The organism is Asticcacaulis sp. MM231, assembly GCF_964186625.1.
Classification (GTDB): domain Bacteria; phylum Pseudomonadota; class Alphaproteobacteria; order Caulobacterales; family Caulobacteraceae; genus Asticcacaulis.
Genome location: NZ_OZ075108.1, coordinates 2,988,984 through 3,013,917 on the forward strand (window position 1 = coordinate 2,988,984; position 24,934 = coordinate 3,013,917).

Genomic DNA, 24,934 nt, shown 5'->3' on the forward strand with positions numbered 1-24,934 from the left:
TTGCAGACCATCGGGGCGAGTTTACCAGTTGGGATCGGCCGGAAAGCCAAGCAGTACTTCCTGGATCCGGCGCAGGCTGCCGTCATTGATATTCTCCGGCAGGGCGTCGAGCGCGAAGAAGTCGACATTCTTGATCTCGCCATGCGAGGTCATAGGCACCTCTTCATACTGATCGACGCGGAACAGCAGCACATGGTCGCCGGGGAAAAAGCGCTCATTGCTATGAACGGATAACAGTTTCGGTACCTCGGTCGGGTTGACGCCTGCTTCCTCGCGCAGTTCACGCGCCACGGCGGCATGGGAGGTTTCGCCGGCATCGACACCGCCGCCGGGCAGCCACCAGCCTTCGAGATAGGTGTGCTCGATCAGGAGAACCTCACCCTTCGGATTGATGACCAGCCCGCGCACCCCCAGCGTCTTGCCCCGCGTCGCCCGCGAATAGGCAAAGAACAGCGGCCGCGAATAGGGTTCTACGATGCGTTTCCAGTCTTCCAAGCGCGTTTTCCGATATCATGAAGAAGGGGCGCACTGTGGCGTCAATCAGCGATGGGCGCAAGATATGACCGTATTAAATCCCTCCCCCTTGTCTCGCCCGCGCAAGCCGTCTAACTATGTGTAAAGTCCTTTCAGGGAGTTCTCACATGTTAGCCATCGCTATCCTCGGCTCGTTCCTTATCTTCATGGCCGTCATGAACGTCATCGATTTCGGCCGCATTGACTAAAACAGCCTTAGTTACCGGCGCCGCAAAGCGCATCGGACGCGCCATCGCCATCGCGCTAGCCAGGGCCGGCTATGATATCGGCGTCCATTACGGCCGGTCGCGCGACGATGCGCTTTTGCTTGTCAGCGAGCTTGAGGCGCTTGGCGTCCGCGCCCATGCCCTTGCGTGTGATCTCAATGATGTGGCCGGCGTCTCCGGCCTGATCGATGAGGCGCGCGCGGTGCTCGGGCCGCTCGATGTGCTGGTCAACAACGCCTCTGTCTTCGCCGATGACCGTGCCCGCACGCTGTCCATCGACAGCTGGCAGATGCACATGGACACCAATCTGCTGGCGCCCGTGCTGCTATCTCAGGCCTTTGCCGCGCAAGCCGATATCCGTAGCGGCGCCTCGATCATCAACATGATCGACCAGCGGGTGCTCAAGCCCTCCCCGCCCTTTTTCAGCTACAGCATGTCGAAGGCCGGCCTGTGGCACGCCACGCGCACCCTGGCACAGGCGCTGGCGCCTAATATCCGCGTCAATGCGGTGGGACCAGGCCCTACGCTGAAATCGATCCACCAGAGCGAGGCCGATTTCGCCCGCGAGGCGCGCTCCACCCTGCTGCAAAAACCGACCTCGCCCGAGGAAGTGGCGGCGGCGGTGATCTATCTGCTCAATGCGCCGAGCGTGACCGGCCAGATGATCTGCGTCGATAGCGGCCAGCATCTCGGCTGGCGCACCATCGATATGCTGGATCTCTAGCGCCGACGCTTGGCATTACCCATCATACCGCGCATCAACTGCCCGACCACAGCGATACCGATGGAGCGGATGATCGGCACCGCCACCGAGGTAACCGTCTTCATGGTCTGGGCGGCGGCCTTGTCCTTGGCCTTTTGTTCGGCGAGCCTGGCCTTCTCATCGGCCACACGCTGGCGCTCCTCAAGCTTTGCAGCTTGCGCCGCCGCTTTGGCCGCTTCTTTTTCAGCAGTAGAAGGTGGTGGCGGTGGCGCATCGGCTTGCGCCTTGGCCATACGCGCGCTCAGAATTTCATAGGCTGACTCACGGTCCTTCAGCGCGTCATACACCCCGCCAACCGGCGATTTCGCCATGATGTCAGCGCGCTCCTGATCGGTGGCCGGCCCCATGCGTGACGAAGGCGGGCGGATCATCGTGCGATCGCAGATATTGGGGATGCCCTTAGGGTCAAGCAGCGACACCAGCGCCTCGCCGGTGCCGAGTTGTTGCAGCACATCGATGGTCTTGAACGCCGGGTTCTCGCGGAACGAATCCGCCGCCGCCTTCAGCCCCTTCTGCTCCGAAGGCGTATAGGCGCGCAGGGCGTGCTGCACGCGATTGCCAAGCTGGCCCAGCACCGTATCGGGGATATCGGCCGGATTTTGCGTGATAAAATAGATGCCGACGCCCTTGGAACGGATCAGGCGCACCACCTGTTCGATCTTTTGCAAAAGAGCCGGCGACAACTCATTGAACAGAAGATGCGCTTCATCGAAGAAGAAGACGAGGCGCGGCTTTTCCGGATCGCCAACTTCGGGCAGTTCCTCGAAAAGCTCCGACATCAGCCACAACAGGAAGGTCGAATAGAGCTTCGGATTCTGCATCAGGCGATCGGACGCCAGAATATTGATGTAACCCTTGCCGGCGATATTGGTGCGCATCAGGTCTTCGAGACGCAGGGCCGGCTCACCGAAGAAGTGGGCGGCGCCCTGATTTTCCAGGGTCAGCAGGTTGCGCAGGATGGTGGCGACCGTGGTCGGCGACACCTGACCATAGACCTGGCTGAGATCCTTGGCGTTTTCCGAAATATGGTTCAGCATGGCGCGCAGATCGTTAAGATCGAGCAGCAGCAGGCCTTCCTTGTCGGCCACGGCGAAGGCGATATTGAGCACACCTTCCTGCACGTCGTTCAGTTCGAGCAGGCGCGCCAGCAGCAGCGGCCCCATCTCGGAAATGGTGGCGCGGATCGGGTGGCCCTTCTGGCCGTAAAGGTCCCAGAAGATGACCGGTGCTGCGGCCGGTGTAAGGTCGAGGTCCATCGACTTGGCGCGCTCGATCAGCTTGTCATTCGGTGCGCCCGGCTGGCTGACGCCCGACAGGTCACCCTTGATGTCGGCGGCGAAGACCGGTACGCCGGCATCGGAAAAGGCCTGGGCCAGAATCTGCAGGGTGATGGTCTTGCCCGTGCCGGTGGCGCCGGCCACGAGGCCATGCCGGTTGGCGCGACTGTAGAGCAGGATTTCCGGTTGGGTGGCCTTGCCGACAAATGCGCCGGCCGGGGTGTTGGTGTCCGCCATGATCTTGCTCCCTTTGAATCTCTTTTTGTTTTATCGCACGCCCGAGGGTGGCGCCAGTGCGGACCGCATGCGTTTTTGCAGGTAACGCCGCATCGGCATCTCGAAATAGTGAAAGCTCAGCCAGCCCAATCCGGCGGCGGCGGCCATAAAGGCCAAAAGCGCCAGCGGCCAGCTGAAAATCTGCGCCCGCTCGGCAAACGGCAGACGCGCCATCACCAGCATGATCGCCAGTTGCAACGGGAAGTGGATCAGGTAGATCGAATAGCTGATATCGCCGATCCACGAAATTTTGTGCAGGCGGTCACGGCTGAGCCATGCGGCACGCCAGTTATCCTGCATCAGGCCCAGCGCCAGCAGGGTGAGCGGCATGACGACATAGAGAAAGCCGACGACGCTGAAAATGGCGGCAAACACGCCGGGTTCGAGTAGCACATTGATCGGGTGGAAGGCGCGCGCATAGCTGATGCCCCACAGAACCGGCAGCAAGACCGACAGGGCCAGCACGAGGCGTTTGCGCCACAGCGCATTTGCCGGCTTGCGCAACGCCTGCACCGCATAGAAGACCAACCCACCCTCGAAAAAACTCGGCACACCGCGCACGAAATCGACCGTCGGATCGCTCAGAATGCGGATAACCACGCCCGCCCCGAACAGGGCTGCCAGCACCCAGATGCGGTTGAGCCGCCAGGCGCAAAGCGCGAAGAACAGGGCATAGAGGAACACCTCGACCGAGATCGACCAGGCCGGTCCGTTGAACGACTGCACGGCAAAGGGCAGCCATTGCTGGATCATCAGCAGGTTCAGAACGAAGTTGAGCGGCGTGTCCTCATTATAGATGAAATCTTCGCCATAAAGGCTGCGATACGCCAGTTGCAGCCCAACCACCGCGAACAGGGTGACGATATAAAGCGGATAAAGCCGGGCAAAGCGGGCGACGAAAAAGCCCCACGGACCGGTGCGGCCTTCCTCGATGGCGCGGGCATAGAGCCAGAAGAAGACATAGCCCGAAATGGCGAAGAACAGTTCCACAAAGAACTGGCCGTACAGATAAAATGGCATCAGCACGGCGCTGAACGGCATATGGGCGTAGTCAAAACCGGCCGCATCGCTGATCAGCAGGAAGTGCTTGTAATGAAAGAAAACGACCACGATCGCCGCCAGACCGCGCAGGATATCCAGCTCGTAAAAGCGGGCTTCCCTTGGGTGTAAAGGCGGGGCGACGGACAAGAGATTTTAGGTCTGGCGTTCGACGCTGTAGACGGCGAGGCTTTCCAACGCCTGACGCCACGGGCCCTGATCGAACAGGCTCAAGGCCGCGCGCGCCTTATCGGCATAACCGCGCGCCACGGCACGGGCGGCATCCAGCGCGCCGCTGGAGATCATCAGGCCTTGCGCATGCTGGAAATCGCCGGGCTTCTGCTCACGCTTGCCGACCGTGCGTTCCCAGAAGGCCGCATCGCTGCCGCTGGTGGCCGCCATGGCGAGGATCAGCGGCAGGGTCGATTTGCCCTCCGCGAAATCATCGCCGGCGTTCTTGCCGAGATCAGCGGCATCGCCCTGATAATCCAGGATATCGTCCTGAATCTGGAAGGCGAGACCGAGGTTCATGCCGTAGCTGTAGAGCGCCTTGATCTTCTCTTCAGAAGCCCCGGAGGCCACAGCACCGCTTTCGGAAGCCGCCGAGAACAGCGCCGCCGTCTTCGATGAGATGATTTCGATATAATCGGCCTGGGTCAGGGTTAGGTCGAAGGCCTTCATCAACTGGAGCACCTCGCCCTGGGTGATGATGGCCGAGGCCTTGGAGAGGATATCGAGCGCGCGCAAAGATCCGGTTTCGACCATCAGCTCAAAGGCGCGGGCGAACAGGAAGTCACCGACCAGAACGGACGACGGCGCGCCCCAGATCAGGTGCGCAGCCACCTTGCCGCGGCGCAGTTGCGAGGAATCGACCACGTCGTCATGCAAAAGGGTGGCGGTATGGATGAACTCGACCGCGGCCGAGAAATTGTGGTGGTGGGTATTGGTGGTGCCGCACATGCGGGCCGCCGCCACGCACAGAAGCGGGCGCAGGCGCTTGCCACCGGCGGCGATCAGGTGCGCCGCCAGAGCCGGGATGACGGCCACTTCGGACTGCATGCGCGCGGTGATCAGGGCATTGATATCGACCATGTCAGGTTCGCACAGGCTGACCAGCGCCTTGACGTCCGCCTTGACGAGTTCTGGCGTGGCATCTGGCGCGGGACGTACAGTATCGATATTGGCCGAATCCAAGGCGGTTACTCCTGACATTAACTTTTAGGCCATAAACCGCCTTGACGGTACAGGCAATGCCCCGCGATACTATTTAGGCACTTAACTTGTGACAGTTCACGGCCTTGGCGCCGGAAAAATATCAGAAAAAGATCCGGCGTATGACTGAGGACATCCCTCATTTTCTCACAGATGTGACCGAGACGCACCTCCTTGGGGGCCGCGTCAAAGTGATGCAGCCGCAAAAGGGCTATCGCATAGGCATGGACGGCGCGCTTCTGGCGGCCGCCTGCGCGTCGATTCCCAAGGTTAAAACCGCACTGGAACTGGGCTGCGGCGTGGGCGGCGCCCTGCTGTCGCTGAAAGCCCGTTGTCCGGCCCTCCGGCTCAGCGGCATCGAGCGCGAAGCCGGCTATGTAGCGCTGGCGCAGGACAATGTGCGGCTAAACGCGATGGAGGATGTGACCATCCTTGCCGGCGATATCGGTTTGGGGTTCAAACCCCTGGCGCTGGAGCGCGTCGATCTCGTCTTCTCCAACCCGCCCTATTTCGACGATCCCGACCTGTTGCGTGCGCCGCACGACACAAAACGCCCCGCCTGGATCGCCGATGACGGCCTGGGCGCCTGGCTCGATTTCGCGCTAAGCGCCGTGGTCGATGGCGGCCATATCGTCTTTATCCATCGCGCCGACCGGCTGGCCGATATCCTCGGCGGCTTGTCGAAGAAGTGCGGCTCTTTCGTCATCCGTTCGGTCCTGCCGTTCGCCGACCGATGCGCCAAGCGCGTGCTGGTCAAAGCGCAACGGCTCGGCAAGGCGCCCTTGCGGCTGTTGCCACCGCTGATCCTGCATGACGATGGCGAGCGCAAGCATGCACCCGAGGTCGAGGCTATTCTGCGCGGGGAAGAGGCGCTGAAATGGTAAGCCGATCCGCCAGAAGCCCTGCGCCCTTAAGGCTCAGATGCTGGCCGTTGAAATAGAGCACACCCTTTTGGGCTTGATACACTCGGCAACGCTCCGCATCGCACAGCACCTCCGAAGGCCGCAGAACCTCCAGACCGTGCGCGGCCGAGAAAGCATCAAGTTCGCTGATGGTGCGGCCATGCTCCGTCTCGAACTGCGCCCGGCGCATGCCGACGCCTGCCGGATCGCGCCCCAGTCGCATCGCCAGCCCGACCTGAGACGGCGGATCAAAGCCATAGACCGGCAGCGGATAGACCAGCACCACCCGCTTGCCGGAAGCCTGCAAATCGAGCGCGCTCAGTTGCAGGCCGGTCAGCATGGCGGCAGGGTTATCCGCATCATAGCGCCGATAGTTCAGCACCAGCACCACAGTCTTGATGTTGGGATCGGCTTTCAGATGCAGCAGCATGTCGGCATTGTGCGCCCGGCAGCCGCGATTATAGGCGATGACGTAGCCAACGCTCGGCGGACAGGCCGAGGCCGTGATCTGGCGCCCGCTGGCGCCTGTAAGGCGCTCACCCAGGGCCTGCGCCAGTTCGGCGCCTTCGCTGTCGCCCCAGATGGCGATGGCGGGTGCGGCTTTCACATCGCCATAGATACAGGTGTCGCGATATGCGATCCGGGCATCCTTGCCGAGGTGACAATGGCGGCGGTCGTGATTGTAATCGTCCGTGGCGGCGAAAGCGGCCTGCTCGGCGGCATTGAAGCGCTGAGGCAGGCCTTTGGCATCGAAAATTAGCAGCGCCACGATAATCGACACCGCCATGGCGCCAAGCGCCATCGGCCAGACAAACCGCAGGCGCTTTTCGAGAAACGGCTGTTCGATATAGCGCCGCGACAGCGCCGCCATGACAAAGCCGAGCCCCACCACCGGCAGGGCGATCCACACCGAATCGCCGAACATCAGCCGCGCATAGACCAGCAGCGGCCAGTGCCAGAGATAGAGCGAATAGGAGATATCGCCGGTAAAGGTCAGGGGTGGCGCGGCGATCAGTGTATTGCACCAGCCGTCATGCGTGAGCAATAGCAGGGCCGCGCCGAGGCAGGGCGGCAAGGCCCACAGGCCGGGAAACGGCAGGCGGTCGTTCAGCAGGATCAGGCTGGCGATCATCAAGGCCAGCCCCAACAGCGACAACCATCGCCGGAGCGCGTCGCTTAAGCGCAAACGCGCCTTCGCCCAGACGCACAACGCACCGATTAAAATCTCAAAAGCCCGTGTGGTCGGCAGATAGAAGGCGGCTTCAGGTTTGGTGGTGATCTGAGCCAGCGTCAGCGACAGCAGCGCCAGCGCACCCAGCACAGGCCACAAAAAACGTCGCGCCAACCTGTGCAAGGCCAGAAGGGCCAAGGGGAAAATCAGGTAAAACTGTTCCTCGACGCCGAGCGACCAGGTGTGCAGCAAGGGCTTGAGGCTGGAGGCGCTGTCGAAATAATCGGCCAGATGGGCAAAGGCAAAGTTCGACAGGAACAGGGTGGTGAAAAACTGGCTGTAAACCAGTTCGCTTAGCAGCTTCGGCGGCAGGATCAGCAGGCCAGCGATGAGCGTAAACGCCAGCACGGCATAGAGCGCCGGAAACAGCCGCCGGATGCGGCGCTGATAGAAGTCGCGCAGGCGAAAGCCGCCGGCCTCCATGTCACGCAACAGAATCTGCGTGATCAGGTAACCCGATATAACAAAGAAGATATCGACGCCGGCAAATCCGCCCGGCAGCGCCGCAGGGCTGACATGGAACAGCACCACCGCCAGCACGGCGATGCCGCGAAGCCCCTGTATATCAGCGCGTTTTTGCAAAGGCGTATCCGTCATGCTACACGCTTAGCACGTGAACCCTGGTGGTAAAATATGTAAGCGCCCTCGCCCCGGTTACAGAGCGAGGGCCAGGGGCCGTTAGACCAGTGAGCCAAGCATGGCGCGTTCGAAGCCTTTGGTGTCCTCGCCGCGACCGGTGCGGATCTTTTCCACCCACTCCGGATCGGACAGCAGCGCACGGCCGACCGCCACCAGGTCAAATTCGCCGGCATCGAGGCGCTTGAGCAGGCCGTCGATGGAGGCCGGATGCGACACCTCGCCGCCGAAGCCGGCGATGAATTCACCCGACAGACCGACCGATCCGACCGTGATGGTCGGGACGTTGGTGATCTTTCTGGCCCAGCCAGCGAAGTTCAGCTCGGAGCCCGCAAATTCCGGCTCCCAGAAACGGCGCTGCGAGCAGTGCAGGATATCGACGCCGGCATCGACCAGCGGCTGCAGCCATTGCTCCATCTCGGCCGGGGTGGCGGCGATCTTGTAATCGAAGGCGCCCGGCTTCCATTGCGACAGGCGCAGGATGATCGGGAAGTCCGGACCGACCGCCGCGCGCGCCGCTTTCACGACCTCGGTGGCGAACAGGTTGCGCTCGGCGATGGTGGCGCCGCCCCATTTGTCGGTGCGCTTATTGGTGGCGTCCCAGAAGAATTCATCGATCAGATAGCCGTGGGCGCCGTGCAGTTCGATGGCATCGAAGCCGATCCGCTTGGCATCACCCGTGGCGCGGCCGAAGGCGGCGATGGCGTCGGCGATATCGCTTTCCGACATAGGCGCACCAACTCTGGCGCCATCAAGCCCCAGGCCCGAGGGCGAATCCATCGGCGTCGGGCGGTAATCGGGCGTGTTGCCGAAGGCCGCACCCGTGTGCCAGATCTGCGGGGCGATCTTGCCGCCCTTGCCATGCACGGCCTTGACGACCTTCGCCCAGCCTTCGAGCGCTTCGCCGTAGATATTGGGGATATTGGCTTCGTTCTTCGAGGCCGGACGCTCGATCACAGTGCCCTCGGTCAGGATCAGCCCGACCTTGCCCTCGGCGCGGCGTTCGTAATAATCGGCCACCGCCTGATTGGGGATGCCACCCGGCGAGAAGTTGCGCGTCATCGGCGCCATGACCACGCGGTTCGGCAGGGTCAGGGATTTCAGCGAAAAGGGCGAAAACAGGGTATCGAGGGACATGCAGCAGCTCCAGTGAATTGCATCTGTCGCTGATATGGTTACAATATGTTGCGCTGCAAGAGGAACGGCGCTTATTTCCCCAAACCGTCGAGAACCTTCTGCGCCATCACCTTGAAACGCGACGCCATGGCGCCGTCAGGTTCCAGAGCCGTCAGCGGACGCGCCTCGTCGCAGCCCTTGCGCATCGCCGGATCAAGCGGCACTTCGCCGAGGAACGGGATTTTCAACGCCTCAGCCATCTTCTTCGCGCCACCACGGCCGAAGATCTCCAGTTCCGAACCATCGGGGCTTAAGAAATAGGCCATGTTCTCCACAACGCCCAGCACCTCAATACCGGTCTTGCCGAACAGGGTGACAGCGCGACGCGCATCACTCAGGGCCATTTCCTGCGGCGTCGAGACCACCACCGCGCCATCGATCAGCGTCTTTTGTGTCAGGGTAAGCTGTACATCGCCGGTGCCGGGCGGCAGGTCGATGACCAGCACGTCGAGCGGCTCTTCCGCCGTGCCCCAGCGGCTTTGCGTCAGGAGTTGCGTCAGGGCCTGCGAGGCCATTGGCCCGCGCCAGATCATCGCCTGATCGGGATCGACGAGAAAGCCGACCGAATTGACCTTGAGGCCAAAGGCTTCCGGCGGCACCATGAGCTTGTCGGCGCCAAATTCGGGCGGCCTGGAGATGCCGAGCATGACCGGCGCCGACGGCCCGTAGATATCGGCGTCAAGATAACCAACACTCAGGCCCAGTTGCCGCAATCCGATGGCCAATCCCAGCGATACGGTCGATTTGCCGACACCGCCCTTGCCCGAGCCGACCACAATCACGCGCTTGACGTGGTTGGGGCGCACGCCGGCGACCGGCGCTTTCGGGCGGCTGTCCTCGACCGCCTTGTCGGAAAGCCTGGCCGAGGCGGCTTGCTGCGGCTGCGGATTGGGCGCCAGTTCGGCGGTCAGGACGACCTGAGCTTTCTTGACGCCATCCAGCCCCGCCAGCAACTTTTCCGAGGCCAGACGGATCGGGCCGTATTGCGTGACGCGGTCCTGCGGCACTTCCAGCATGAAGCCAACGCGCTCAGGCGAAACGATCAGGGCGCGCACCAGACCGGCGTCGGTCAGGCCCTGCCCGCTCATCGGATCGATGATGGTGTTCAGCGCCGTCAGCACCGTTTCCTTGTCAAGCATGGGAATCCTTTATTGCTCAAGCGCCGCAGGGCTCGCGCAAACATGCGCGGCGGCCACCCTTTTAGGAAAGCATGGCGCCCTTGCCAATTCTCATGAACAAGCTCATGAGAATTGGAGCCAATAAGCCCAATGCGCAGCAATTTAAAGTCCTAAATGCCCGAAACTCACCGCCCGCTTTATCTGCTCGCCGGCCCGACCGCATCGGGCAAATCGGCCAGAGCGCTGGCCTGGGCGCAAAAAACCGGTGGCGCGATCCTCAACGCCAACTCCATGCAACTCTATGCCGATGTGCCGTTACTGACGGCCCGGCCGGATGCCGCTGACACCGCGCAGGCGCCGCACCTGCTCTATGGTCACCTCGACGGACAAACCCTGTGGTCGACCGGAGACTGGCTGCGCGCGGCCCGCCCCCATATCGCCGAAGCGCTGAGCGGCGGCCGGCCTTTGTGCCTAGTCGGCGGCACCGGCCTCTATTTCAACGCTCTGGTGCATGGTCTGGCCGAGATCCCCAATATCGACGACGCCGTGCGCCTGAAAGCGCGCGCGGCCTATGCCGACATAGGCGAAGACGCTTTGCGCAACATCTTGCGGCAGCACGATCCGGAATCGGCGGCGCGCATCATGCCGAATGACCAGCAGCGCCTGGCGCGCGCCTATGAGGTGTGGCTGCAAACCGGCCGTTCCCTGACCGACTGGCAGAACCAGACCGTGCCGGAATTGCCTGAGACCACCTATCAGCTCGACATCCTGCATCCAGACCGCGATTGGCTTTATGAACGCTGCGACCGCCGTCTGCAGATCATGCTCGATCACGGCGCCCTCGATGAGGTCCGCGATCTGATGGGCAAAGGCCTGACGCCCGACTGGCCGATCATGCGCGTGCTCGGCCTGACCGAATTCGTCGCCTATCTGTCAGGGGCCATGACACTGGAAGACGCCCTCTCCCTGGCGCGACAAAAAACGCGCAACTACGCCAAGCGCCAATCGACCTGGTTCCGTAACCAGTTCAAAAAACACGATTATACCCCGAAATAAGAGCAACCGAGGCTTGCAAGCCTATCTGGAAAATTATACCTTCGGTCGACAAGACCTGTGGGGGGATTTTCATGATATCGATCAGCCGTCGCGCACTTATGCGTTTTTCAGGTTCGGCCGCTGCTCTGGCCAGCCTGCCGTTCACCGTCCGCGCCGAAGACGCGCCAGCGACCACGGACGCGCCCTTGCCGCCGATCGAGGTTTTCGCCGAGTCTCCGCTCGTCGATGAGGTCGCCCTGTCGCCCGATGGCAAGCGCGTCGCCATGGTGACCCAATCTGGGGACACCAAACTTCTGATGACCTTCAATGTCGATGACCTAACAGTCTGCTGAAAAACCTCTGGTCATTTTGATTTTGCCGTGATTCCCTTCTTGAGCGAGAAGGAGCAACCAATGCGTGGCGAGTTTCGGGATCAGGGCGGATTATTTTCGTACATATCGTTGGAAGAACGCGTTCCGGATACGCATCCTCTTCGCAAGGTTCGTGAGTTGGTTCGCTCGGTTCTGGTCGACCTGAACGCGGACTTTTCGGCGATGTATTCGGAGGAAGGGCGCCCTTCCATTCCACCGGAACAGTTACTGAGCGCCTTGCTTCTGCAGGTGTTCTACGGCGTCCGCTCGGAACGCCAGTTGATGGAGCAGTTGGATTACAACCTTCTGTTTCGATGGTTCGTGGGCTTGTCACCCGACGCGGCTGTGTGGGTGGCGACGACATTCACCAAGAACCGTGAGCGCCTGCAGAAGGGTGATGTTTTTACGAAGTTCATGACGGCCTTGCTGTGCCACCCAAAGGTTACGCCCTTACTCTCGGACGAGCATTTCTCAGTCGATGGCACGCTGATTGAAGCCTGGGCTTCGTTCAAGAGCTTCAAGCCGAAGGACGGGCCGGACGATACGGACGGGTCTGACTTCCATAATCAGAAACGCGGCAATGACACCCACGTCTCGACGACCGATGGCGACAGCCGCTTGTACCGCAAGGCTCAGGGCCGTGAAGCGAAGCTGTGCTACATGGGCCACGCGCTGATGGAGAACCGCAACGGACTGGCGGTTGGTAGCGTTGTCACCCAAGCCACCGGCACGGCCGAGCGCGAGGCATCCGAAGCCATGCTGGCGGTTAGGGTCAAGCACACCGGCAAGCCGGCGACCGTAGGCGAAGACAAGGCTTATGATGTCGCTGCACATGGCGAAGCCTTACGCAATCTTGGCGTGGAGCCGCATGTCGCCCGTAATAACGCCACGACTAAAACCGGCAAGACCAGAACGACCATCATCGACGATGAAACGGCCGCCAGCGATGGCTACGCAATGTCACAGACCCGGCGAAAGATGATCGAGTGCATCTTCGGTTGGGGCAAGCAGCACGGCACGATGCGTAAGACAAAGCATCGCGGCCTTGAAGCTGTAGCTGGAGATTTTCTGCTCAATCTCATAGCCTACAACCTCATCCGGATACCCAAGTTGCTAACCGCATAGGAGAGGTCCGTCTAAATTTAGGAAAGCAACAAAAACAACAACGAATGAAGACCCATAAAAGACCAAGAGACTTACGCAAAAATGCGGAAAGGCCAAAGGCAAAGCCTTTTTCAGCAGACTGCTAAAGCCGAAAAGCCTTCGCCTGGGGCCAATCAAGATTCGCAACCTGTTCTGGGGCGATAATGACCGGGTCGTCGTCATCGATTCCCAAACGACGTCGCTGCCGCAATTCACCGGCAGAAAGCAGGAAATGTCGCTGGCCCGGGTCATCGATCTCAAGACCAACAAGCTGCGCACCCTGTTTGAGCGCCAGGAAGAATTCTATTCCATCGTCGTCGGCGGCGTGACCCGGGTCAAGGTTGATGGCGAATACCGGCTGATGGCGTCCAATTACCGGATGGCCGGCGAATATAATATGTGCCTGTTCAGTTTCCCCGTCGACAAGGCCGGCGACAAGCTCATCTATGAAAGTTCAAAAGATACGCAGAACTACGTCATAGCGCCCGATGGTTATGTCGTCGCCTATGCCGAATTTATCGACGACCGCAAAAAATGGACGCTCTATTATAACCGGGCGCCGCGCGGCAAGATGTGCATCTTCAAGCCGATCTATGAACTTAAAGAGGCGCTGGACTATCCGTCCCTGCAAGGCCTGGGACGTGATGGTGCGTCGGTCGTCGTCTATTTCAACAAGGGCGAGACCAAGGGCGAATACCACGAAATCAATGCCGAGGGCATTATGGGACCGTCGCTCGATACCAGCGAAGACGAAAGCAGCACGGATGCCCTCTTCCATCCCGTCACACGCCGCTTTGCCGGCTTCGCCCGCACCAACGATTGGATCAAGTACGATTACGAAGACACACTGCTGAAAAAGCTAGCCGGTGCCTTGACAGATGTCCTCGGCGAAGATTACCGCGCCGCCATCATCGATTTCGCCGAAGATCCGCGCAAGATGATCATTTATGGCGAGAACGCTCAGGACGCAGGCACCTATTTTTTCGCCGACCTCTCGACCGGAGACACCAGGCTTCTGGCGATGAATTACGACAAGCTGCCGACCGAATGGATCACCGAAAAAAAGCCGATCAGCTACAAGGCCGCCGACGGCCTGGAGATTCACGGCTACCTCACCCTGCCGCCGCGCAAGGCCGCCAAGGCCCTGCCGCTCGTCGTGCTGCCGCACGGCGGACCGCAGTCGCGTGATCGTATCGATTTTGACTGGCAGGTTCAGGCCCTGGCGGCCAACGGCTATGCCGTTCTGCAGCCCAATTTCCGCGGCTCCTCCGGCTACAGCAGCAGTTTCGTCAACGCCGGCCATGGCGAATTCGGCCGCAAGATGCAGACCGATCTGTCCGATGGCGTACGCAATTTGGTCAAGCAGGGCATCGTCGATCCGAAGCGCGTCGCCATCATGGGGGCATCCTATGGCGGCTATGCAGCGCTGGCGGGCGCCACGCTCGATCCCGGCGTCTATAATTGTGCCATTTCAATCGCCGGCATTTCCGATCCCAAGAGCTTCAACGAGTTTATCGCCGAAAAAACCGGCGGACGCGACAGCTCTTCGGTTCTGTACTGGAAGCAGTTCACCGGCGATCCGAAGAGTTGGGACGCCATTTCTCCCGCCAGGCAAGCCGCCAACGCCTCGTGCCCGATCCTGCTGATTCACGGCACCGACGACACCGTGGTGCCGATCGAGCAGAGCCGCCGCATGGAAAGTGCGCTGAAAAAGGCGGTCAAGCCGGTAGAGTTCGTGACCTACAAGGGTCAGGATCACTGGGAAACGGTCGGCTCGGCGCGCATCGAGATGATGAAGGCGGCCATGGCTTTCCTGGGTAAATATAATCCAGCTTAAGGTATCACGGCAGCCGGTGTTTCGTCGCTGTTGCCAGCGGCGATATAGGCTTTGAGCGAGAAACCTTCGGGGAAATTGACGCTGGGCGGGTAGGACAGATCAGCCACCCGCCAGCCCTTCGGCGTCGCCGTGAACGCATAGATCACCGTGGTCGGTTCGTCGAAATTGTTGAAACGGGCGGTCACGGTTGCGCTGTCGCCGTTCATGGGCGTGGCGGTGACCGTGACGTCGCTGATCTGAAAATCCTGACCATTGGCGAAGACGTCCCAGTCGATCAGCGGCAGATCACCGTCCGGCGCACTTGTAGCGGCGGTATAGAGCGCCTCAAGGGAGTCGGTGAAGAAGGCCTTCTTGCCTTCGGTCGGCGATTCCGGCGCCTCGGTCGGTGGCGCCTGGTAGCCGGCGTAAAGTGTCTTGATGATGGTGACGGGATCGGGCCCCGGTGTCGCCGCATGCGCGGCCTGAACGAGCAGGGTCGCCAGAGGCAGGACAAGCAAGGTGCGGCGCAGCATGACGGACTTCTCCCGAAAGCGGATTTCGGGAGCATAATCCAGACCACGCCGCGCCGCCACGCACATTATGTAACCATTCCAGCAGCTCAAGCGCCGCATGGCTCGCCGCAGCGGCGATGCCGGCCCTTGCCAAGATGCTTTCAGCACCTTGGAGGCAGGCTATTTTAGAGCGCCTTGATGGCGACCTTTTCTTCGGCGCGGGTGATCAGCGGATTGCGCAGGCCATAGGCGTAGGGCGCGGCAGTGATCTCGAACACGTCGCCGTCCTTCGTCTGGATGCCGTCAGCAAACGAGGCCGTGGCGGTGCCGAAGCAGTGGACATGAACGTCACCCGGCTGGCGGAACAGGTCGTATTTGAAGTGATGGTGCTCAAGGTTATCGAGCGAGTGGGACATGTTGTCCTCGCCCGAGATAAATGGCTTTTCCCAAATGACCTCGTTGCCCCGCCAGATGCGCGAGGTGCCGCGCACGTCCTTCGGCAGGTCGCCGGTCAGAATTTCGACGCCAAGCGACGCCGGACGCAGCTTGGAGTGGGCCAGCCACAGATAGTTCTGCTTTTCGGTGACGTGATCGGAAAATTCGTTGGCAAGGGCATAGCCGATGCGATAGGGCGCGCCATCGTCACCGATCAAATAGATACCGGCCATTTCAGGCTCTTCGCCGCCGTCTTCGGCAAAGGCGGGCGATTGCAGCTCGGCGCCGGGGCCAACGAGCGTGGTGCCATTGCCCTTGTAGAACCATTCCGGCTGGGCGCCGACGGTGCCAGCTTCCGGCTTGCCGTTTTTCACGCCCATCAGGAACATGCGCATGGAATCGGTCTGGGTTTCGGCCGCTGCCGCGGCCTTGTGCATCTTGTCGCGGCCTTCGGCGGAACCGAGGTGGGTCAGGCCGGTGCCGGTGACGTGCAGGTGGGCGGCGTCGGGGTGATCGATCGGCGCCAGGACACGGCCTTCCGACAGGGCGACCGCCACGTCGACCTCGTCGCCCAGGCCTTGCGTCTCGACCTGCGCGGCCAGAGAAGCCTTGGCGGCAATGGCCTTGCGGGCCAGTTCGTAGGTTGAGCTGACGCCATTGATGCTGCGCGCCGAACCGTCTGCCTGCGCGGCCAGAACGCGGCGCTCGCCTTCCGGCGTGACAATCTGTATAAGGCGCAGGGTCATGTAAAACTTCCTCTATGTTGCGGGCATGATCGAGGCATGCACGCCATTAACTCAGACAAATGGCTATATTGTAAGCTCTTTAGCTTGTAAATTCACTTTGTCAAACAGACAATTCAATGTCATGTGTTGGGCTAAGGAAACACATATGCGAAAACCGATCCCTGCCCCTGCGTCAACCTCTGCCACCGATCCGAAGTCGACCGGCAGCCGCCTGAAAATCAGTCCGGCCCGCGCCTTGCGCGGCGATGTTCAGCATAATGCCGCCACCCATGGCCACACCATGTATCAGGGTCGCCTGCACGGCGCTCTGGCGCACCGCCTAGGCGTCGACATCCTTCGCGGCACGTTCAAGTCCGGCGAGATCCTGCCCAACGAAATTGAATCGAGCTCGAAACTCGATATTTCGCGCTCGGCCTATCGAGAGGCGATTCGCATTCTCGCCGCCAAGGGCATGGTCGAAAGTCGCCCGAAAACCGGCACGCGCGTCACCGAGCGCGAGCGCTGGAACCTGCTCGACCCCGAAGTGCTCGGCTGGATGTTTGAAACCGAGCCCAGTCAGGACTTTATCAAGTCGCTGTTCGAGTTGCGCCTGATCACCGAACCGGCCGCCGCCGAACTGGCCGCCACCCGCCGCACCGAGGCGCAGATCGAGCAGATGCGCAGCGCGCTGGAGATCATGAAGCGCGAAACCCTGCAATCTGAGACAGGCCGCCGCGCCGATCTTGATTTCCACCACGCCCTGATCCAGGCCACCTGCAACGAGGCTCTGGCCTCGCTGTCGAGTTCGATCGAGGCCGCGGTCTCCTGGACCACGCGCTACAAGGCGCGCCACAACGCCCTGACGCGCGATCCGGTGCCCGACCATGAGCGCGTGTTCGAGGCCATCGAACGCCGTGACGCCAGCGGCGCGCGCTGGTGCATGGAATCACTGATCCGCATGGCCCACGAAGACACCCAGCGCACCTTTTCCCAGTAGCCGCACCCCACATTTACAGGCGCAACAGGACGCACCGTCAAATTGTTGCTTTATTTTGTACGATATATGCTTTTTTTATTGTCTGACTAATGCCTGCGCGGTATGTAACGGTCAGAAAATCATAAACGCGCGCCCGGCCCTTCGTCATTTTTAGCCGGCGTGGCGATACAGGAATGGAAAGCCGGCGCCGCACCACGGCGTCATCAGTTCACAAGAAGGATGGTATGATGTTGGTTACGAAAAGATTTGCTCTGGTCGCCGGACTGGGCACGCTGATGCTGCTCAGCGCCTGCTCGGACAAGGCTCCCAAGGGGGATACGGCGGTCACGGCGGCTTCCGCCGGCGTCACCGCGACGCGCGCCTCGTTTGGCGCTCTCTCTGATGGCACGGCCGTCGAAAGCGTCGAACTGAAGAACTCCAAGGGCATTTCGGTCAAGCTCATCACCTATGGCGCCGCCATGCAGAGCCTGCTGGTACCGGACAAGGACGGCAAGGCCGCCGACATCATCATCGGCTATGATACGGTCGAGGGCTTTGAAAAGACCCCCAACTACACCAATGTCACGGTCGGCCGCTACGCCAACCGCATCGCCGGCGGCAAGTTCACGCTCGACGGCAAGACCTTCACCCTGCCGCTGAACGACAAGACCAACACCCTCCACGGCGGGCCGAAGGGCTGGGACAAGCTCAACTGGACGATCAAGGACGTGAAATCCGGCGCCAATGAAGCCTCGGTCACCTTTACCCTGACTTCCAAGGATGGCGATCAGGGCTTCCCCGGCACGGTCGTCGCCGACGTGACCTACACCCTGACCGAAAACAACGATCTGTCCTTTACCTACAAGGCCACCACCGACAAGCCGACCGTGGTCAACCTGACCAATCACGGACTCTATAATCTGGGCGGCATCCCCGCCACCCGTCTGGCCACCGACGCCGAGGTGAAGATCGAATCCGACGCCATCCTGCCGGTCGACAAGGCACTGATCCCGACAGGCAAGGAAATGCCGGTCAAGGGCACGCCGTTCGACTTCACGTCTCCGGCCCTGGTCACCGATCGCGTCAAGTCGACCGATCCGCAGATCGTTATCGGCAATGGCGGCATCGACCACAACTACATCATCCGTGGCGGCCTGACCGCGACGCCAAAGCTGGCCGTCACCATCGAGGACAAGACCTCCGGCCGCGGCATGACCATCTCGACCACCGAGCCGGGCATCCAGATGTATACGGGCAACTTCCTTGACGGCAAGATCGTCGGCAAGGGCGGTCAGAGCCTGGTGAAATATCAGGCCATCGCCTTTGAAGCCCAGCGCTATCCGGACAGCCCCAACCACCCCGCCTTCCCGACCACGCGTCTCGATCCGGGCCAAACCTACACCCAGACCACTGTCCATCACTTCTACACTGTAAAGTAAACCGACCCTATGTCCGATTCCGTTACCCCCCAAAAGCTCCGTTCACGCGCCTGGTTCGACAATCCGTCCAACCCGGATATGACGGCGCTCTATCTCGAACGCTACATGAACTTCGGCCTGTCGCTGGAGGAATTGCAGTCGGGCAAGCCGATCATCGGCATTGCCCAGACGGGGTCGGACCTTTCTCCCTGTAACCGCCACCATCTGGTGCTGGCAGATCGCATCCGCGAAGGCATCCGCGAAGCCGGCGGTATCGCGCTCGAATTTCCGGTCCATCCGATTCAGGAAACCGGCAAGCGCCCCACCGCCGGTCTCGACCGCAACCTGGCCTATATCGGCCTCGTCGAAGTGCTGTACGGCTACCCGCTCGACGGCGTCGTTCTGACCATCGGCTGCGACAAGACCACCCCCGCCTGTCTGATGGCGGCGGCCACCGTCAATATCCCCGCCATCGCCCTCTCGGTCGGCCCCATGCTCAACGGCTGGTACAAGGGCGAGCGCACGGGTTCGGGCACCATCGTCTGGAAGGCTAGAGAACTGCTGGCGGCCGGCGAGATCGACTATCAGGGCTTCATCAAGCTCGTCGCGTCGTCTGCGCCTTCGACCGGCTATTGCAACACCATGGGCACGGCCACCACGATGAACTCGCTGGCCGAAGCCCTGGGCATGCAACTCCCCTATTCGGCTGCCATCCCCGCGCCGCACCGCGACCGTCAGGAAACCGCCTACCTCACCGGCAAGCGCATCGTTGACATGGTGCACGAAGACCTGAAGCCTTCGGACATCCTGACGAAGGACGCCTTCATCAACGCCATCCGCGTCAATTCGGCCATCGGCGGCTCGACCAATGCGCCGATCCACCTCAACGCCCTGGCCCGCCATATCGGCGTCGATCTCCAGGTCGAGGAATGGCAGGAATTCGGCGAAGAAGTGCCGCTGCTGGTCAATCTGATGCCGGCCGGTGAATATCTCGGCGAAGATTACCACCATGCCGGCGGCGTGCCCGCCGTGGTCAAGCAACTGATGAATCAGGGCCTGATCCGTGAGAACGCCATGACCGTCAACGGCAAGACCATTGGCGAAAACTGCGCCAAGGCCGTGATCGAAGACGAAAAAGTCATCAAGCCTTACGACCAGCCGCTGAAAGAACGCGCCGGCTTCCGCGTCCTGTCGGGCAATCTGTTCGATTCGGCCGTTATGAAGGTGTCGGTCATCTCGCCCGAATTCCGCGAGCGTTACCTTAACAATCCGGCCGATCCGCAGGCCTTTGTCGGCCGCGCCATCGTGTTTGACGGGCCGGAAGACTATCACCACCGCATCGACGACGAATTGCTCGATATCGACGAACACTGCATCCTCTTCATGCGCGGCGCCGGCCCCATCGGTTATCCGGGCGCCGCCGAAGTGGTCAACATGCGTTGCCCCACATACCTGATCAAGCGCGGCATCCATTCGCTCGCCTGTATCGGTGATGGCCGTCAGTCCGGCACCTCGGGCTCGCCCTCGATCCTCAACGCCTCTCCGGAAGCGGCGGCCGGCGGCAATCTCGCCCTGCTCGTCACCGGCGATAAGGTCCGCGTCGATCTCAACACCAACACGGTCAATGTCCTTATTTCCGATGAGGAACTGGCACAGCGCCGTACGAAACTGGAAGCTGAAGGCGGTTACAAGTATCCCGCCAGCCAGACTCCGTGGCAGGAAATGCAGCGCCGCACGGTCGGTCAGATGGGCAGCGGCGCCTGTCTGGAAGACGCCATTCAGTTCCAGCAGATTGCCCAGACCCGAGGTCTGCCGCGCGATAACCACTAAGCTGAGACATGACGGCCGCAAGGCTAATGCGTGCCTATCAGACTAAACCACCGGGGTTTTATGCTCCGGTGGTTTTTTATTTGCGCCGTCAGGTTCGCGTGTAGATCCAGCCGATAATATCGGCGATCACATCCTGCTTGCCGACATCGGCCAGCAGGTCATGATAGTGGCCCTTGTAGAGCTTGAGCGTTTTATCGGCCGCGCCTGAGTTTTTGTAGAACTCTTCACTACCAGGATAGGAGGTTGCCTTGTCCTCGGTGCCGTGCAGGATCAGGGTCGGCGTCTTGATCTGGCCGAACGACACCTGCAAGCGGCGATCGGCCTTCCACATTTCACCGACTGTCTTCATCGGCTGTATTTCATCCTTGGTCAGCGGATCATCATTGAGCGCCAGCACCACAGCCGGATCACGCGAAAAATGCGCATTGTTGAGCTTCAATGCCTTGGCATTGGGGAAGAACCCGCTCAGGAAAGTGATGAAATCGAGGGCAAATTCCGGTGCCGGCACGCGGTAGGCGAAGCTTTCGCAGATCAGCCCGTCCACCTTGTCCGGATTGTCGAGCGTATAGCTGGTAGCGATCACGCCGCCAGCGCTATGGCCCAGAACGAACAGTTTCTGCCCCGGATGACGCGAACGGGCGATATCGGCCACGCCGGAGATATCGGCGATGTAATCGCTGAAATTGTCGACATAGAAGCGCTTGCCTTCCGATTTGCCGCGTCCGCGCAGATCGCCGGCATAGGCGGCGTAACCGCTCTTCACCAGTTGTTCGGCCGCCCAGGCATATTGACCGCTGTGCGAATTGAAGCCGTGCGACAACAGCACAATGGCCTTCGGCGCCGTCTTCGGCAACCACGAGCGATAGACTATCTTCAGTCCCCCCTTGCCGATGAAGCTGTCTTCGGTCGTAGGCGTCATGGTCATGCGCATCTCCTGCGTCAGGTGAAAAGGAACCCGCCTGTTGGGCGGTCAATGTAAGGATAAGTGCAGGAAGCAAACTATCAGACGGATGCAGGGCATCCGGATACGCGCAGGCAACGCAACCAGGGGACGTCTTCACTTTCGGCACAATGACAGGCATGTGACCGCCAAATCAAGTCTGTTTTGCAGAGGGGCATAGCTGGATTGTACATTATTGTGCTTTTTTGTCCGCCCATCTTGACACCGGTGTCATAATCTTGCCTAGTCGGCTTGGCGCCAGACGTGTAAAAGCGGTGGCGATAACAATAAGATGCTTGCAGGTAGTCGATGTCACAGGTTCAGGAAGCCGCTACAAATCCGTCTATGCCGGTTCAGAAGCCGACCAATATCCGCTGGATTATCTGCGGTCTGTTGCTGATCGCCATGGTCATCAACTACACGCACCGCCAGACCTTCGCGCTGCTGAAAAGCACGGTTGGGGCCGAACAGGGCTGGACGGAGCAGACCTATGCCGACATCGTCTTCTGGTTCCAGTGCGCCTATGCCTTCGGCTATATCAGCTTCGGCGGTTTTATCGACAAGATCGGCACACGCGCTGGCTACACCATCGCCTTTGGCATGTGGACCATCGCCCATACCCTGACCGGTTTCGTGACCAATTCGACGCAGTTCATGCTCGCGCGCTTTGGCCTGGGCCTTGGTGAATCCGGCGCCTTTCCAGCCAGCCTGAAAGGTATTGCCGAGTGGTTCCCGCAGAGAGAACGCGCTTTGGCCGTCGGCGTGTTTAACAGCGGCGCCGCCATCGGCGCTATCGTCGCGCCGCTGTTGATACCGCTCATCACCGCCGCCTGGGGCTGGCGCGCCGCCTTCTTCTCCACCGGCCTCGTCAGCATGTTGTGGCTGATCGCCTGGCTCAGCATGTATCGCAAGCCGCGTGACCATAAGGCCGTCAATGCCGCCGAACTGGCCCTGATCGAGAACGATCCGGCTGATCAGGTGGCCAAGGTCAAGTGGTTCAAGCTGTTGTTCATCAAGGAAACCTGGATCTACGCCATCGCCAAGTTTCTCATCGATCCCGTGTGGTGGCTCTATCTGTTCTGGCTGCCCGATTTCCTCGAAAAAAACTACGGCCTCGATCTCAAGAGCTTCGGCCCGCCGCTCGTCGTCATCTACCTGCTGTCGGATGCCGGCAGCATCGCCGGCGGCTGGATGTCGTCGCAAATGCTCAAGATGGGCTTCTCGGCCAATGTGGCGCGCAAATCGACCCTGTTCTTGTTCGCCCTGTTCGTGCTGCCCATGCTGTTCGTCAGCGGTGTGAAGGATCTGTGGCTGGCCGTACTCATCATCGGTCTGGCGGCGGCGGCCCATCAGGCGTTTTCCGCCAATGTCTACACCCTGCCGTCCGACCTGCTACCGCGTTCGGCCGTGGCCTCGGTCATCGGGATTGGCGGCATGGCCGGCGCCATCGGCGGCATGTTCATGTCGAAATTCGTTGGCTTCCTGCTGGAAACCACCCATTCCTACACGCTTATTTTCGCCATCGCCGCCTTCACCTACCTCGTCGCCTTCGCCTATATTCACCTCATGTCGCCGAAGCTGAAACGCAACGAAACCCTGACCTAGTGACCTGACTGCATCACGGAAATATTATCGCTCTCCCCCGCACACATTACCGCAAGATACCCGCAAATTGATGTATTCCTTAAGGAATACGGCGCAACTTGGCCCCTCAGGGCCATAGGCCCGTCGACTGGGGAGTATGGCTGTGTCGATTCGCACACGTGTTTTGATTCTGGTGGGCTGTTTTGCCCTGATGGCCTTTGTCGTTACGGGGCTCGGCCTCATCACCATCGGCGACTACAATCGCATGATGAAGCAGTATGATCACGCCTATGATCATGCGTGGCGCGGTGAGCGTTTCAATCATCTGATCAGTAATTCGGTTATGGAAACACGCGGCATCTATATTGCCCGCAATCCTCAGGAACTGACAAGCTTCGTCACCAGTCTGAACCGCAATCTCGACGAAATGCAGACCCTGCTGGCCCAATGGAAAGCCGATTCGACACCGGCGGAAAAGCCACGTCTTGAGGCGATCTCCGGCCAGATGGCAGGCTTCATCGCCCTGCGCCGCCAGGTGGCCCAACTGGCCACTAAAGGCGATATCGCCGGCGCACGTGGCTTAAGCGATGGCAATCGTGCCGACCGCATCGCGTTTCAGGCGCAAGTCGACGCCCTCGTTCAGGGCACGCAGAAAGATCTCATCGCGGCGCAGAAAGAAGCAGACAGCTACAGCAAAAAGCGCGCGGGCGATTTCCTGCTGACCGCCCTGCTCGGTATCGCCGCTATCATGGCCTTGTCGCTGTGGATCGTGGCGCATTTCATCACCAACCCGCTACGCAATCTGGCCGCCGCCATTATCAAGACGTCGAAGGGCGAATATGAAGATGTGCCGGTAGCGGAGAGCGAGGGTGAAGACGAGGTGTCCTCGGTCTGGCGCGCCCTGGCCGTGCTCAAGGAACGCGCCATCGAAGCCGAGCAACTGTCCGCCGCCAAGGCACAGGCCGACCGTGAAAAAGAGCTCAAACTGCGCGAAATTTTGCTTGATTAGGACGCGCCTCCAAAGCGTAGGCGGAAGGTCACAGCCCGCCGCACCGTTTGGCGTGAGCCATGCGGCGCTTGAGCGTCCATTTATGGCTTATCGACCACCATCTTGCCGACCGGCGCCAGAGCCAGTTGCGCCAGTTGGATGTCCTTGAAGGCGAACGGGATGCCAATGATGGTCACGGCCTCGGCGATGGCGACCATCACGTGCGCCAGGGCGATGTACCAGCCGGCGAAGACAAACCAGATGATATTGAGGATAACGCCCAGGCAGCCGCCGCCTATGGCCGCTTCGCCCGTATAGGCCTCACGATCGACAATCTGCTTGCCGAAGGGCCAGAAGACGAAGCCGGCGATTCGCCAGGCTGAAAAGGCCCAGGGCAGGCCGATAACGGTGCAGGCCAGAACCAGCCCGCCGAACAGCCACAGGCACCCGGCGATAAAGCCGCCGCAGATAAACCAAAGAATATTGAGCAGAAGCGTCATGGGATAACCTTATAAAGGGATGGCAGCCTCAAGTATGCGCGCTTTGCGTCGCGCGTCATGTTAAATTTCCGTCATGAGTAAGCGTGGCTTAGCCGACCCGGATGGTGCCCCCTATTACCGTTGACGCTATATCGGGATACCGGGATTTGCCTATAGATCTATGGACACAGCCGACATGAAGGAATATACTATAGAATTACAGATATATATACCGATATACACATCAATGCTTGGAAACGCTTTCAACGGCAAGATCAAGATTGTAAAAACGTATACAGCTTTACTTGATATT

Annotated in this window: 22 protein-coding genes; 11 read left to right on the forward strand and 11 right to left on the reverse strand. The window is 60.3% G+C overall.

From position 1 onward, the window contains the following. Window positions 1–21: 21 nt before the first annotated feature. Window positions 22–495, reverse strand: coding sequence for an NUDIX domain-containing protein (locus ABQ278_RS14655; RefSeq protein WP_349320235.1), 474 nt, complete (start codon window positions 493–495; stop codon window positions 22–24). Between the two features lie 219 nt (window positions 496–714). Between ABQ278_RS14655 and ABQ278_RS14660 the strand changes: the two genes are divergently transcribed. Next, entirely contained in the window at window positions 715–1,464 is a 750-nt protein-coding gene (locus ABQ278_RS14660; protein WP_349320236.1) for an SDR family oxidoreductase, read from the forward strand. Here the strand turns inward: ABQ278_RS14660 and ABQ278_RS14665 are convergent. From ABQ278_RS14665 to ABQ278_RS14675, 3 genes are read right to left on the reverse strand one after another with little or no spacing between them, the layout of a single operon-like run. Beyond that, window positions 1,461–3,017, reverse strand: a complete 1,557-nt coding sequence (locus tag ABQ278_RS14665) for a helicase HerA-like domain-containing protein (RefSeq protein WP_349320237.1) — start codon at window positions 3,015–3,017, stop codon at window positions 1,461–1,463. The two genes, ABQ278_RS14660 and ABQ278_RS14665, sit on opposite strands and share 4 nt — an antisense overlap. Window positions 3,018–3,047: 30 nt before the next feature. Next, a complete protein-coding gene (locus tag ABQ278_RS14670) occupies window positions 3,048–4,244 on the reverse strand; it encodes an acyltransferase (protein WP_349320238.1) in 1,197 nt (398 codons plus the stop codon). Window positions 4,245–4,250: 6 nt separating this feature from the next. Then, window positions 4,251–5,288: a polyprenyl synthetase family protein gene (locus ABQ278_RS14675; RefSeq protein ID WP_349320239.1), complete on the reverse strand. Its 1,038-nt coding sequence runs from the start codon at window positions 5,286–5,288 to the stop codon at window positions 4,251–4,253. 140 nt (window positions 5,289–5,428) lie between these two features. Between ABQ278_RS14675 and ABQ278_RS14680 the strand changes: the two genes are divergently transcribed. Further along, window positions 5,429–6,190 carry a methyltransferase gene (locus ABQ278_RS14680; RefSeq protein WP_349320240.1) on the forward strand — a complete coding sequence of 254 codons (762 nt, stop codon included), beginning with the start codon at window positions 5,429–5,431 and terminating at the stop codon, window positions 6,188–6,190. Here ABQ278_RS14680 and ABQ278_RS14685 read toward each other — a convergent pair. The 3 genes from ABQ278_RS14685 to ABQ278_RS14695 form a co-directional block, all read right to left on the reverse strand. Next, on the reverse strand, window positions 6,156–8,036 hold the full coding sequence (locus ABQ278_RS14685; protein WP_349320241.1) for an acyltransferase family protein: 1,881 nt from the start codon (window positions 8,034–8,036) through the stop codon (window positions 6,156–6,158). The two genes, ABQ278_RS14680 and ABQ278_RS14685, sit on opposite strands and share 35 nt — an antisense overlap. Before the next feature lie 81 nt (window positions 8,037–8,117). Then, window positions 8,118–9,212, reverse strand: a complete 1,095-nt coding sequence (locus ABQ278_RS14690; protein ID WP_349320242.1) for an NADH:flavin oxidoreductase — start codon at window positions 9,210–9,212, stop codon at window positions 8,118–8,120. 71 nt (window positions 9,213–9,283) lie between these two features. Further along, window positions 9,284–10,390: an Mrp/NBP35 family ATP-binding protein gene (locus ABQ278_RS14695; protein WP_349320243.1), complete on the reverse strand. Its 1,107-nt coding sequence runs from the start codon at window positions 10,388–10,390 to the stop codon at window positions 9,284–9,286. Between the two features lie 153 nt (window positions 10,391–10,543). On the opposite strand from ABQ278_RS14695, the gene miaA reads away from it, so the two are divergent. The 4 genes from miaA (at window position 10,544) to ABQ278_RS14715 (ending at window position 14,755) form a co-directional block, all read left to right on the forward strand. Next, window positions 10,544–11,425, forward strand: coding sequence for a tRNA (adenosine(37)-N6)-dimethylallyltransferase MiaA (gene miaA, locus ABQ278_RS14700; RefSeq protein ID WP_349320244.1), 882 nt, complete (start codon window positions 10,544–10,546; stop codon window positions 11,423–11,425). 71 nt (window positions 11,426–11,496) lie between these two features. Then, window positions 11,497–11,757, forward strand: coding sequence for a hypothetical protein (locus ABQ278_RS14705; RefSeq protein ID WP_349320245.1), 261 nt, complete (start codon window positions 11,497–11,499; stop codon window positions 11,755–11,757). Between the two features lie 60 nt (window positions 11,758–11,817). Further along, the gene (locus ABQ278_RS14710) at window positions 11,818–12,900 is read left to right on the forward strand and encodes an IS5 family transposase (RefSeq protein WP_349320246.1); all 1,083 of its coding nucleotides are present in this window, start codon (window positions 11,818–11,820) and stop codon (window positions 12,898–12,900) included. 250 nt (window positions 12,901–13,150) lie between these two features. Then, window positions 13,151–14,755 (forward strand): S9 family peptidase, encoded by a 1,605-nt coding sequence (locus ABQ278_RS14715; protein ID WP_349320247.1) that lies wholly within the window; start codon window positions 13,151–13,153, stop codon window positions 14,753–14,755. Here ABQ278_RS14715 and ABQ278_RS14720 read toward each other — a convergent pair. Beyond that, entirely contained in the window at window positions 14,752–15,267 is a 516-nt protein-coding gene (locus tag ABQ278_RS14720; RefSeq protein ID WP_349320248.1) for a hypothetical protein, read from the reverse strand. The genes ABQ278_RS14715 and ABQ278_RS14720 overlap by 4 nt on opposite strands. A 164-nt stretch (window positions 15,268–15,431) precedes the next feature. Then, entirely contained in the window at window positions 15,432–16,427 is a 996-nt protein-coding gene (gene araD1, locus ABQ278_RS14725; protein WP_349320249.1) for an AraD1 family protein, read from the reverse strand. 145 nt (window positions 16,428–16,572) lie between these two features. On the opposite strand from araD1, the gene ABQ278_RS14730 reads away from it, so the two are divergent. The 3 genes from ABQ278_RS14730 (at window position 16,573) to ABQ278_RS14740 (ending at window position 20,630) form a co-directional block, all read left to right on the forward strand. Next, entirely contained in the window at window positions 16,573–17,403 is an 831-nt protein-coding gene (locus tag ABQ278_RS14730; RefSeq protein WP_349320250.1) for a FadR/GntR family transcriptional regulator, read from the forward strand. Between the two features lie 224 nt (window positions 17,404–17,627). Further along, entirely contained in the window at window positions 17,628–18,821 is a 1,194-nt protein-coding gene (locus ABQ278_RS14735) for an aldose epimerase family protein (RefSeq protein ID WP_349320251.1), read from the forward strand. Between the two features lie 9 nt (window positions 18,822–18,830). Next, a complete protein-coding gene (locus ABQ278_RS14740) occupies window positions 18,831–20,630 on the forward strand; it encodes an IlvD/Edd family dehydratase (protein ID WP_349320252.1) in 1,800 nt (599 codons plus the stop codon). A gap of 88 nt (window positions 20,631–20,718) precedes the next feature. On the opposite strand, the gene ABQ278_RS14745 is transcribed toward ABQ278_RS14740, so the two are convergent. Next, window positions 20,719–21,555, reverse strand: coding sequence for a lysophospholipase (locus ABQ278_RS14745; RefSeq protein ID WP_349320253.1), 837 nt, complete (start codon window positions 21,553–21,555; stop codon window positions 20,719–20,721). A 324-nt stretch (window positions 21,556–21,879) separates the two neighbouring features. Between ABQ278_RS14745 and ABQ278_RS14750 the strand changes: the two genes are divergently transcribed. Continuing rightward, entirely contained in the window at window positions 21,880–23,175 is a 1,296-nt protein-coding gene (locus tag ABQ278_RS14750; RefSeq protein WP_349320254.1) for an MFS transporter, read from the forward strand. A gap of 136 nt (window positions 23,176–23,311) precedes the next feature. Beyond that, window positions 23,312–24,163: an MCP four helix bundle domain-containing protein gene (locus ABQ278_RS14755; RefSeq protein ID WP_349320255.1), complete on the forward strand. Its 852-nt coding sequence runs from the start codon at window positions 23,312–23,314 to the stop codon at window positions 24,161–24,163. 80 nt (window positions 24,164–24,243) lie between these two features. Here the strand turns inward: ABQ278_RS14755 and ABQ278_RS14760 are convergent, their stop codons facing one another. Next, window positions 24,244–24,642 carry a YccF domain-containing protein gene (locus ABQ278_RS14760; RefSeq protein ID WP_349320256.1) on the reverse strand — a complete coding sequence of 133 codons (399 nt, stop codon included), beginning with the start codon at window positions 24,640–24,642 and terminating at the stop codon, window positions 24,244–24,246. Between the last annotated feature and the right edge of the window lie 292 nt (window positions 24,643–24,934).